The 11,596-nt window shown below is 43.9% G+C and carries 9 protein-coding genes; 3 read left to right on the top strand and 6 right to left on the bottom strand.

Annotated elements, in window-relative coordinates; all coding sequences use genetic code 11:
- The first annotated feature begins 243 nt into the window (after positions 1–243).
- Entirely contained in the window at positions 244–2,841 is a 2,598-nt protein-coding gene (gene acnB / locus BCU91_RS14415) for a bifunctional aconitate hydratase 2/2-methylisocitrate dehydratase (protein ID WP_102475445.1), read from the top strand.
- 138 nt (positions 2,842–2,979) lie between these two features.
- Here the strand turns inward: acnB and BCU91_RS14410 are convergent, their stop codons facing one another.
- The 6 genes from BCU91_RS14410 to priA all read right to left on the bottom strand — a co-directional run bounded on the left by BCU91_RS14410 (position 2,980) and on the right by priA (position 10,275).
- Positions 2,980–3,372 (bottom strand): gamma-butyrobetaine hydroxylase-like domain-containing protein, encoded by a 393-nt coding sequence (locus BCU91_RS14410; protein WP_076538497.1) that lies wholly within the window; start codon positions 3,370–3,372, stop codon positions 2,980–2,982.
- Between the two features lie 174 nt (positions 3,373–3,546).
- Positions 3,547–4,872, bottom strand: a complete 1,326-nt coding sequence (gene hslU / locus BCU91_RS14405; protein WP_102440020.1) for an ATP-dependent protease ATPase subunit HslU — start codon at positions 4,870–4,872, stop codon at positions 3,547–3,549.
- A 22-nt stretch (positions 4,873–4,894) separates the two neighbouring features.
- Complete coding sequence (gene hslV, locus BCU91_RS14400) at positions 4,895–5,419, bottom strand: ATP-dependent protease subunit HslV (protein ID WP_076538501.1); 525 nt, start codon at positions 5,417–5,419, stop codon at positions 4,895–4,897.
- Positions 5,420–5,594: 175 nt separating this feature from the next.
- Positions 5,595–6,179 carry an SPOR domain-containing protein gene (locus BCU91_RS14395; protein WP_102440019.1) on the bottom strand — a complete coding sequence of 195 codons (585 nt, stop codon included), beginning with the start codon at positions 6,177–6,179 and terminating at the stop codon, positions 5,595–5,597.
- The gene (argS, locus tag BCU91_RS14390) at positions 6,180–7,925 is read right to left on the bottom strand and encodes an arginine--tRNA ligase (RefSeq protein ID WP_102440018.1); all 1,746 of its coding nucleotides are present in this window, start codon (positions 7,923–7,925) and stop codon (positions 6,180–6,182) included.
- 154 nt (positions 7,926–8,079) lie between these two features.
- Positions 8,080–10,275 carry a primosomal protein N' gene (gene priA / locus BCU91_RS14385; protein ID WP_102531748.1) on the bottom strand — a complete coding sequence of 732 codons (2,196 nt, stop codon included), beginning with the start codon at positions 10,273–10,275 and terminating at the stop codon, positions 8,080–8,082.
- A gap of 77 nt (positions 10,276–10,352) precedes the next feature.
- Between priA and BCU91_RS14380 the strand changes: the two genes are divergently transcribed.
- Together BCU91_RS14380 and rpmE are read left to right on the top strand one after the other, a co-directional pair.
- On the top strand, positions 10,353–11,117 hold the full coding sequence (locus tag BCU91_RS14380; RefSeq protein WP_102440016.1) for a FimV/HubP family polar landmark protein: 765 nt from the start codon (positions 10,353–10,355) through the stop codon (positions 11,115–11,117).
- 126 nt (positions 11,118–11,243) lie between these two features.
- Positions 11,244–11,456 carry a 50S ribosomal protein L31 gene (gene rpmE, locus BCU91_RS14375; protein WP_076538513.1) on the top strand — a complete coding sequence of 71 codons (213 nt, stop codon included), beginning with the start codon at positions 11,244–11,246 and terminating at the stop codon, positions 11,454–11,456.
- The last annotated feature ends 140 nt before the right edge of the window (positions 11,457–11,596 follow it).

Below are 11,596 nucleotides of genomic sequence, written 5' to 3'. Positions count from 1 at the left end.
ATTTTTTATAATGTTTTAAACTATCGTCTAATTTTATTTGTTTAAAGTGAGCTGTAAATTAGCCATCGAACTCAAAATTCAGATAGATTTCGCCTCCGATAGAGTGTGATCTAATTCATACTTTTGCAAACCTGTAGTATACTACGGGTCGGATTTCAAGCCCGAACCTGTGGAATGGTCATTCTCTATATTGAATGACGTTCAGTTTCGCTGTTAGGCGCAATAACAAAGAGGAATGTTGCCGTGCTAGAAGCATATCGTAAACACGTCGCAGAACGTGCTGCAGAGGGTGTTGTCCCTAAGCCATTAGATGCACAACAAGTGGCTGAATTAGTGAAGTTAGTTGAGACGCCGCCTGCTGGTGAAGAGGCCGTGATTCTTGACTTATTAGAGAATCGTATTCCCCCAGGTGTTGATGAAGCTGCCTACGTAAAAGCAGCATTCTTAGATGCAGTGGCTCAAGGCACTGTATCGTCACCCATCCTTTCAGCTGAGCGTGCTACCGAGCTATTAGGTACCATGCAGGGCGGTTACAACATTGAACCGCTTATCGCTCAATTAGATAATGATGCACTTGCGCCAATCGCGGTTACTGCGTTATCAAACACCTTATTGATGTTTGATGCCTACCACGACGTGGTAGAAAAAATGCAAAAAGGTAATGCTTTTGCTAAGCAAGTTGTTGAGTCTTGGGCCGAAGCAGAATGGTTCTTAAACCGTCCTAAATTAGCTGAAAAGATCACCTTGACCGTATTTAAAGTATCAGGCGAGACAAACACAGATGACTTGTCTCCGGCTCCTGATGCATGGTCTCGTCCAGACATCCCATTACATGCTTTAGCGATGCTGAAAAATGCCCGTGACGGTATTGTACCTGATGTTGCTGGCACTGTTGGTCCAGTTAAAGAAATCGAAGCCCTTAAAGGCAAAGGTTACCCGCTTGTTTATGTGGGTGATGTTGTTGGTACCGGTTCTTCACGTAAATCAGCGACTAACTCAGTACTATGGTTCATGGGCGATGATATCCCTTATGCGCCAAACAAGCGTGCAGGTGGTTTCTGCTTAGGTGGTAAAATTGCCCCTATCTTTTTCAACACCATGGAAGATGCAGGCGCGCTACCAATCGAGCTTAACGTAGACAAGATGAACATGGGCGATGTTATCGACATCTATCCATACGAAGGCGTCGTTAAGCGTAACGGTAGCGATGAAGTTATCTCTACGTTCGAGCTAAAAACCGAGGTACTGCTTGATGAAGTACGTGCTGGTGGCCGTATTCCATTGATCATTGGCCGCGGGTTAACTGACCGTGCCCGTGAAACATTAGGCCTTGCGGCTTCTGAAGTGTTTGTTCGCCCACAAGATGTGGTTGCAACCAATAAAGGCTTTACGCTGGCACAAAAAATGGTTGGTAAAGCATGTGGTGTTAAAGGTATTCGCCCAGGTCAATACTGCGAACCTAAAATGACTTCAGTTGGTTCACAAGACACCACAGGCCCAATGACCCGTGACGAACTGAAAGATTTAGCATGTTTAGGCTTTAGCGCCGATTTAACCATGCAGTCTTTCTGCCACACTGCGGCTTATCCTAAACCTATCGATGTGAACACTCACCACACCTTACCTGATTTCATCATGAATCGTGGCGGTGTTGCACTGCGTCCAGGTGACGGGGTTATTCACTCTTGGTTAAACCGTATGTTACTACCTGATACCGTTGGTACTGGTGGTGATTCACATACCCGTTTCCCAATCGGTATTTCATTCCCAGCCGGTTCTGGCCTAGTAGCATTTGCTGCTGCAACAGGTGTTATGCCTCTTGATATGCCTGAATCAATTTTGGTGCGCTTTAAAGGTGAAATGCAACCAGGTATCACCTTACGTGACCTAGTTCATTCTATCCCGCTTAAAGCCATTGAAATGGGTCTGTTAACGGTAGAGAAGAAAGGCAAAATTAACGCTTTCTCTGGCCGCGTATTAGAAATTGAAGGTCTTGAGCAACTTAAAGTTGAACAAGCATTCGAATTATCTGATGCATCAGCAGAACGAAGTGCTGCAGGTTGTACGATTAAGCTAGATAAAGAGCCAATCATTGAATACCTAAACTCTAACATCGTGATGTTGAAGTGGATGATTTCTGAAGGTTATGGTGACCGCCGTACCATCGAGCGTCGTATTACAGCGATGCAAGAGTGGTTAGCAAACCCAGAGCTAATGGAAGCAGATGCAGATGCTGAATATGCTGAAATTATTGAAATCGATTTGAACGATATCAAAGAGCCAATTCTTTGTGCGCCAAACGATCCAGATGATGCGGTATTACTATCATCAGTTGCAGAAACAAAAATTGACGAAGTGTTTGTTGGTTCTTGTATGACTAACATTGGTCATTTCCGCGCAACCGGTAAAATGCTAGAGAAGTTTGCCACGACCTTGCCGACTCGCTTATGGATTGCACCGCCAACTAAGATGGATAAAGACCAGTTAACTGAAGAAGGTTACTACGCGATCTTTGGCCGTGTTGGTGCGCGTATCGAAATCCCAGGTTGTTCACTGTGTATGGGTAACCAAGCACGTGTTGCTGAAGGTGCGACCGTTGTTTCAACGTCAACGCGTAACTTCCCTAACCGTTTAGGTACAGGTGCAAATGTGTACTTAGCTTCAGCTGAGTTAGCAGCAGTAGCGGCATTGTTAGGCCGTCTACCGTCACCAGCAGAGTATCAAGAATACGCGAAAGAGTTAGATGCAACTGCAGCTGATACTTACCGTTACTTGAACTTTGATCAAATTGATTCTTACACTAAGAAAGCTGACAGCGTGATTTTTCAAGCTGCAGTGTAATCTTTAAAAAGTAACAATCGATATAAAAAATGCCAGCGATTAAGCTGGCATTTTTGTGTCTTGGAATTGGGATTTTGAGCGGATAGCCATTACTTTTTGATGACTAAAAATGCCCAAACCAAGTTTGGAAATACCAAACTAAGAGTATTTGATATTCATATCAATCAAGGGTTCACGTGAACCTTTTTCGGCACGAAGTCGTGCTAAATACCGTTCCCAGATTTCCACTTGTTGATTACCCAGTTCAAATAAAATCTTCCACGAAAACAAGCCGGTATCATGACCATCATCAAAAATGATTTTTACTGCATAATTGCCTACAGGCTCAATGGCAGTGATATTGACGTTTTTCTTGTGGGTGACCAAAATTGGATTGCCGTGGCGCTGCACTTCAGCTGAAGGGGAGTGAACACGTAGCATTTCGCAGCTGATATTAAACACTTCACCGCTTTCAAAGCTCACTTCAAGTAACTTAGATTTACGCTTTAATTTAAGATTGGTTACAACGGGGCTATTGGCTTGCTGGTTCATGGCATTGCTCTCTTTAAAATACTGTCAGCAACGTTAAGATACTCTTGGCTGGCAATGATAGACAATAAAAAAGGTGATAGTCCATTGTGGCACTATTCACCTTTAATTTCCTAATATCTGTGAGGCTAAATTAGTAATAGATCACAGCTAGGTTGAGATAAGCTTAAGTAATCACTACAAAATGAAGCGGCTTAAGTCTTCATCTTCTACTAGGGCATCTAAGTGATCATTGACATAGTCGGCATCAATTACAAAGGTGCTACCTGATTTTTCTGAAGCGTCATATGAAATCTCTTCCATCAGCTTTTCCATCACAGTATGCAGGCGACGAGCACCGATGTTTTCAGTGGTCTCGTTCACTTGCCAAGCCGCTTTAGCAATGCGTTCAATACCACATTCACTAAATTCAACTTTAACGCCTTCAGTCCCCATTAACGCCACATATTGCTCGGTTAATGATGCATGTGGCTCAGTTAGAATACGTTTAAAGTCATCAGCGGTGAGTGCACTTAGCTCAACACGGATTGGTAAACGACCTTGAAGCTCAGGGATTAAATCCGATGGCTTAGACATCTGGAATGCACCTGAGGCGATAAACAAGATGTGGTCGGTTTTGACCATGCCGTGTTTAGTGGTCACAGTACAACCTTCGATTAATGGCAGTAAGTCACGTTGTACCCCTTCACGTGATACGTCAGGGCCTGAGCTTTCGCCGCGCTTACAAATCTTGTCGATTTCATCTAAAAATACGATACCGTTTTGCTCTACCAAGTCGATAGCTTGCTCTTTCATGTCTTCTTGATTGACAAGTTTTGCAGCTTCTTCTTCGATAAGCAGCTTGAAGGCTTCTTTAATTTTAACCTTTTTACGGTTTTCTTTAGTTTGCCCCATGTTTTGGAACATACTTTGAAGCTGATTAGTCATCTCTTCCATGCCTGGAGGTGACATGATCTCAACACCCACTTGCGGCGCGGCTAAGTCGATATCAATTTCTTTATCGTCTAGCTGGCCTTCTCGTAATTTCTTACGGAAGATTTGACGGGTATTTGAATCATCTTTCTTTTCAGTATCCCAGTCTTCTTTTGGCTTAGGCAATAGGGCATCAAGGATGCGCTCTTCTGCAAGCTCTTCAGCGCGATGACGGCCTTTTTTCATTTGCTGTTCGCGGGTCATTTTCACGGCTGAGTCAGTTAAATCACGGATGATTTGCTCAACTTCTTTACCGACATAACCCACTTCAGTGAATTTAGTGGCTTCTACTTTAATGAAAGGCGCATTAGCTAGTTTTGCTAAACGGCGGGCAATTTCAGTTTTACCGACACCGGTTGGGCCAATCATTAAAATGTTCTTTGGCGTCACTTCTTGGCGAAATGAGGCTTCAAGTTGCATGCGTCTCCAACGGTTACGAAGCGCAACGGCTACAGAACGTTTAGCATTTTTTTGACCAATGATGTGCGAGTCTAGCTCATGGACAATCTCGCGTGGGGTCATTTCAGACATAGATAATTCCTTACGTGCTAATTTAGTAGTCGATTTGCTCAACGGTTTTATGTTGGTTGGTGAATACACATATATCACCGGCAATCGTTAATGATTTTTCTGCAATGTCACGGGCACTTAAATCGGTATTTTGTAATAAGGCTAGCGCAGAAGCGTGGGCATAGTTGCCACCAGAACCAATTGCAATTAGGTCATGCTCAGGCTGAACCACATCGCCGTTACCGGTAATGATTAATGATTCTTTGGTGTCGGCGACAATAAGCATGGCTTCAAGGTTGCGGAGCATTTTGTCGGTGCGCCAATCTTTGGCGAGTTCAACGGCTGATTTTAATAAATGGCCTTGATGCATTTCGAGCTTGGTTTCAAAACGCTCAAAAAGAGTAAATGCATCGGCTGTGCCGCCAGCAAAACCTGCGATAACTTTATTTTGGTATAAGCGACGCACCTTACGTGCATTGCCTTTCATGACGGTATTGCCAAGGGATACTTGGCCATCACCTGCGATGACAACTTGATTATTGCGGCGAACGGAAACGATAGTAGTCACGGTAAATCCTCTTAACGACTGCAGCGTAAAATAGTCTGCTGCTGGTTGATAAACTAGATATGGGGGTGGTTAATAGAAATTCAAGGGAATAAAAAAGACGCTAACAATGTTAGCGTCTTTTTTGAGTTGTTTATAAGTTCTTGGCTACTGAGGCTGAACTCTCACTTCGCTAAGTTTAGTATTCCCATAGCCAAATTTGGCAGCCATTAATGCTAGCACGCTGCAATTTATGTCTGGCACGCTCTGCGGCACGTTTTGACTCAAATGGCCCTAAGATCACTTTATGCCACACGCCAGTCGTGCCTTGGGTCGCTCTCACTTGGGCTTCTAGACCTTGAAAGGCAATCACGGCTTTCATTTCTTCAGCCTGAGCAAGCTTTCTAAATGAGGCGCATTGCATTTGGTAAGGGCCTTGAGACTTCATCGCACCTTCTGGCACTTCAATATCAATACTTTTATTTTCTAGCTCTTCCAAATAAGTCCACTGCTCCGTTGGCTTTGGCGGCAGGGCATTAGGGTCTTTTTTCGCAGGTTTTGGCGTTGGCTTTTCAACCACTTGGCTTGCTGGTGCTGACTCAGGCGTAGCATCATCAGAACTACCACTGATAAACCACAAGAAATAACCAAAACCGCCTAACAGTAAAATGACCACCAAGGTCGGCAAATAAGGAATAGAGCGCTTTTGCTGAGCTGCGCCTCTCTTTTTAGATGCCGAACGTTTTTTGGGACTAGGCTTTTTATTAGCGTAATCTCGGCTCATTTACATACGCTCTAAGGTTTCGATGCCTAACAGCGACAAACCGGTTTTTAAGGTTTTTGAAGTTAACTGCGCCAATAATAAACGGCTTTGTTTTTGCGCTTCAGTTTCAGCGGCAAGCACAGGGCAAGCTTCATAAAAACTTGAGAATTCACTGGCTAGCTCATAAACATAGGCACACATAACATGTGGCAAGCCTTTTTCTGTCATGCGAGTTAATACTTCGCCAAACTGAGCAAGCTTAGTGCCGAGTTGCTTTTCTTTATCGTGTTCAAGCACGATTTTAGCCTGACTTAAGTCAACATCTGCTGCACGTTTAAAGATGCCTGCAACACGGGTGTAAGCATAAAGTAGGTACGGAGCGGTATTACCTTCAAAGCTGAGCATTTGCTCAAAGCTAAAGATATAATCGCTGGCACGGTTTTTTGAAAGGTCAGCATATTTAACTGAGCTAATACCTACAACGCGAGCCACTTCAAGGAGTGTCTCTTCGTCCATATCAGGGTTTTTGCTACGCACTAATTCAACGGCGCGAGTGTTTGCTTCATCGAGTAAATCGACTAACTTAACAACGCCACCACTACGGGTTTTAAATGGACGACCATCAGGGCCATTCATGGTGCCGAAACCTGTGTGCTCTAGCGATAAACCTTCACGGACGAAACCGGCAGTTTTAGCCAGTTTGAATACTTGTTGGAAATGCAGTGCTTGGCGCAAGTCGACAAAGTACAGGGCGCGATCGGCTTTTAATACATTTGAGCGGTAACGCATTGCCGCTAAATCAGAGGTGGCATATAAATAACCGCCATCTGCTTTTTGAATAATAACCGGTAGAGGCTCGCCTTCTTTGGTGCGAAACTCTTCTTGGAATACCACTTTAGCGCCATTACTTTCGCTTAATAATCCTTTAGCTGCTAAGTCTGTAACCACTTGGGCTAAATCATCGTTGTAAGCACTTTCGCCATGAACATCTTCACGGGTTAAGGTCACCCCAAGACGTTTGTATACCTCATGACAATGGGCTAACGAAATATCATTAAATTCACGCCACAGTTTGTTGCAGTATTCATCACCTGATTGCAGTGATACGACTAAGTTACGGGCGCGGGTAGCAAAGTCGCTTGATTCATCAAAACGTACTTTTGCTTCACGGTAGAAAGTTTCTAAATCAGATAGCTCAAGATCAGCTTGTTCGCCATGAGCTGCGCGAAGCTCTTCCATATATGCCAGTAACATGCCGAACTGAGTGCCCCAGTCACCCACATGGTTTTGACGAATGACCTTATGGCCTAAAAATTCTAGTGCGCGTACTACACTGTCACCAATAATGGTTGAACGTAGATGACCTACGTGCATTTCTTTGGCAAGGTTTGGTGATGAGTAATCAACTACAATGGTTTGTGATTCAGGTAAGGTGATCCCTAAATGCTCACTGTTTAATGCATCTTGCAGTTGATTCGCTAAGGCATTTTCATCAATAAAGAAGTTGATGAAACCAGGGCCTGCAATTTCAACTTTAGCCACATGGCTAGATGCCGGTAGGTTGTCGATGATTAGCTGAGCGATATCGCGCGGGTTCTTTTTAGCAACTTTGGTTAGCATCATCGCTAAGTTAGTGGCTAAATCACCATGAGTTTTATCTTTAGTGCGCTCAACTTGAATGCGAGCCTGAAAATCAGCTGGGACAATGCCTTGTTGCTTAAAAGAGTCGACGGTTTGTTCTAGTAAAGATGCAATATGTGATTTCATGGGCGTTTATCAGCACTAACTTAAAGTAAAAGACAGGAGTAACCGACTATTTTAGCCGCTTTTGATACTCGAATGCTATCTCGATAGTGTTTTTATTCGAGATTTTTTTTAAATTTCAGCAAAGCGAATTTTATCGCAGAATAAGCCAAGCTGATTACATTAAATCTTGCGGGTCGCGGTCAATGCTCCAACGGCATTTTTTACTTTCAGGCAATGCCTCAATGGTTGGCAATACTTGCTCAAAAACCTGTTGTAATCGTTGTCTATTTTTAGCTTGGAATAATAACTGGCGGCGGTATTTGCCCGCTTTACGATCCAATGGAGCAGGCATTGGGCCAATGACTTCAAACTCTTTATCTTGGGGTAATAAGCTGGCCACCTGATTGAGAAAGCTATCGGCATCTTCTGCTAAATGGGCATCGGCTCTAAGCAGCACCATGTGCCAAGCGGGTGGTAACAGGGCTTGTTGGCGCTCAAGTAATTGCCCGCGGGCAAACTTACCATAACCGTGCTGCAGTAAATCCCTTAATATGGGGTTATCACTTTGATGGGTTTGTAGTAATACTTTACCGGGCTTATCAGCACGGCCGGCGCGGCCTGAAACCTGGGTATAAAGCTGCGCAAAGCGCTCTGGGGCTCGAAAGTCAGCGCTGAATAAAGCGCCATCGACATCCATTAATCCCACTAAAGTCACATCTGGAAAATGATGCCCTTTAGCTAGCATTTGGGTGCCCACTAAAATTTTATATTCACCTTTTAAAATGCCGTTGAGCTGTTTTTCTAATGAGCCTTTTCTGCGGGTGGTGTCACGATCGATCCTCACTACCGGATATTGGGGAAACTCTTGTGCTAAGGCTTGTGCCAATTGCTCTGTGCCGGTGCCATGGCCCATTAACATGGTGCTGCCGCACTCATGGCATTGATGAGGAATAGCATATTGATTGCCACAATGGTGACAGCAGATTTCATTTAAACCTTGATGAACAGTAAAAAAGGCATCGCAGCGATCGCATTCATGCAAATGTCCGCACTCATGACAAAGTAGGGCTGGCGAAAAGCCACGGCGGTTTAGAAATAGTAATACTTGGTTGCCCGCATCTAGGTGCATACGCATTTCATTGATCATTGAGGCGCTCATGCCGGCCTTAAGCGGATGGGAGCGAATATCGATAATTCCTTGCTTCACTTTTTGGGCTGCACCTGCGCGTTCGCCGAGTTCTAAGTGGGCATAACGGCCTGAAATGGCATTCTGTAGCGATTCTAGCGATGGCGTTGCCGAACCTAAAATCACTTGAATATCTTCTAAGTGGCCGCGCATAACAGCTAAATCGCGGGCGTGATAACGCACCCCTTCTTGCTGCTTAAAGCTGCTGTCATGTTCTTCATCAAGAATGATAAGCCCCGGATATGCCATTGGGGTAAATAATGCCGAGCGAGTGCCGATAATAATCGCGGCTTCACCGCTACGGGCCTGACGCCAAGCCTCTAAACGCTGGTTGTCAGTTAATGCGGAGTGAATAACGGCAATATTGACATCAAATCGGCGCTTAAAGCGGTTAATGGTTTGCGGTGTTAAGCCTATTTCAGGCACCAAAATCAGCGCTTGTTTACCTTGCTTTAGGATAGTTTCTAATACTGACAAATAGACTTCGGTTTTACCAGATCCAGTAATGCCCTCTAATAAACTGCAATGAAACCCTTGCTGCTGATTAAGGATAGATACTGCCACTGCTTGCTGTTTATTAAGTTTAAGTGGGGTTTCTGTCATGACCAATTGTTGACGCCAGCTTAAGTCGGCGGCATTGGTGATGTGTTGGCGCTCAACCCAGCCTTTATCTTCAAGGGCTTTAAAGGCCAATTTACTGAGCTCTTGGGTGGTAAATTCATCTTGGCTGATGGCCGACTGCTGCAGTAATTCGAATAATTTCTTTTGTGCTGGCGCTCTTTTGAGCACGCTGATATCGACTTGCTTGCCTTGCTCGTTTAACGCAAATACAGTCACAGTCTGCGGTTGAGCACTTGACCCTTTACGCAGGGCAACCGGTAAGGCTTGGCTGAGCATTTGCCCTTGGCTGGCAAAGTAATATCTTGCCGCCCAAAGTGTTAATTTGTACAAACTTTCAGGCAGTAACGGTTTATCATCCAGCAGTTCAGTGATAGCTTTAATCTTGTTTGCTGGCACGTCGCAGTCATCTTTAATGGCAGTAATAAGCCCAATTAGTTGCTGTCGACCAAAAGGCACTTTTACCCGCAGTCCAAGCTTTATTTGTGCTACGTTGGCTTCAGGGATTTGGTAACTAAAGGTTTGCCGCATGGGAACGGGCAATGCAACCTCAACAAACACAGGCATAAGTCATCATCATTCAGAATTGTGAAGCTCTAGTTTACTCCAGCTAGACCGTAAATAAATAGGATAAGAGAAAATTGATGTTAAAAGGATTATTTAGCAAACATACCCTAGCACTGTCTGTGTTTTTATTTTCGTTTAGTGCCCAAGCAGCGCTGAGTCATATCAGTATCAATAGCCGCCATTTTAAGCTAGATCAGCATCCGCAATTAAAGCTTAATATTGTGGCCGCTAACGATGATCTTTCACGGCTGAGTTTTCACTTACGTCAAACCGTTGGAGCAAATGAGGTTGTTGAGGAGTTAATGCTGCAACCTGTGAGTCGCTTTATGCTCTATGCCATAGGTGTTGATGATGTCAGTGACCCTAATGCTAAGCTGATTGTCAGTGAATATAAGGGCAATAGCTGGCAGCAGTATGCGGTATTGTCGGTATTTGATGCCCCTTACATAAAGCCAAATGGTCGCAGTGATATTAAAATCGATGCCGCTAAAGCACTCAAAAAAGTCCCGTTAGCTGCAACACCAGCCGAAAAGGATCCTATTATTGTAACGGCGAGTAATAACAGCAATAACAGTCAAGCTTGTATGGTTGAGCGTAATAACACTGAGACCTTATGGGGGATTGCGTCACGTTATGCTACATCGTGGAATACCCATGTTTATGGGGCGATGTTAGCGCTTTATGAGGCCAATCCTCAGGCGTTTTCTCAGCAGAAAATTCACTTAATCAAACAAGATGTGCCATTGCGATGCCCGACAAAAGTTCAGTTGAATCAATATATAACAAAGGCCGATGCGAAGCTTGAATTTGAGTCGATAGAAGCTAAACACCGTAGCCAATAAATAGCACTTGTTTGGTCTGGACACATACTGTACTATTGCGCGCCTAAAACACTATTGTTATTAACGCATGTGGTGCTCAACTTCGGGTTGGGAGAGCGACGTGGCCTCTATTAAAAGGTAATCCAAATGAAAACAGGTATCCACCCAGACTACGCTGAAATTACTGCAACTTGTACTTGTGGTAACATCATTAAAGTAAATTCAACTGCTGGTAAAAACTTGCACTTGGACGTATGTGGCGCATGTCACCCATTCTACACTGGTACTCAGAAAGTTGTAGACACTGGTGGTCGTATCGACAAATTCAACAAGCGCTTTGGTGCACTTGGTAAAAAATAATTGCTCTTGCAATTATTTTAAGAAAAAGACGCTTCGGCGTCTTTTTTTGTAGCTGTCACTTTTTACACAAATTTATTTTCAGCTGAATAAAGTTTTTGGTTATAAATTATATAAACTCAACTGAGTTAATAATATTGTTA

It is taken from the genome of Shewanella sp. 10N.286.52.B9 (assembly GCF_002873635.1).
In the GTDB taxonomy this organism is placed as follows: Bacteria; Pseudomonadota; Gammaproteobacteria; order Enterobacterales; family Shewanellaceae; genus Shewanella.
Note: the sequence above shows the minus strand (reverse complement) of the source record. Positions and strands in the feature narration are given on the sequence as shown.

Bases quoted from the DNA above. Each gene is read 5' to 3' on its own strand.
- BCU91_RS14410 (WP_076538497.1), bottom strand. From the start codon at position 3,372: ATGAACCAGCAAGCCAATAGCCCCGTTGTAACCAATCTTAAATTAAAG.
- hslU (WP_102440020.1), bottom strand. From the start codon at position 4,872: ATGTCTGAAATGACCCCACGCGAGATTGTCCATGAGCTAGACTCGCAC.
- BCU91_RS14395 (WP_102440019.1), bottom strand. From the start codon at position 6,179: ATGAGCCGAGATTACGCTAATAAAAAGCCTAGTCCCAAAAAACGTTCG.
- argS (WP_102440018.1), bottom strand. From the start codon at position 7,925: ATGAAATCACATATTGCATCTTTACTAGAACAAACCGTCGACTCTTTT.
- priA (WP_102531748.1), bottom strand. From the start codon at position 10,275: ATGCCTGTGTTTGTTGAGGTTGCATTGCCCGTTCCCATGCGGCAAACC.
- BCU91_RS14380 (WP_102440016.1), top strand. From the start codon at position 10,353: ATGTTAAAAGGATTATTTAGCAAACATACCCTAGCACTGTCTGTGTTT.
- rpmE (WP_076538513.1), top strand. From the start codon at position 11,244: ATGAAAACAGGTATCCACCCAGACTACGCTGAAATTACTGCAACTTGT.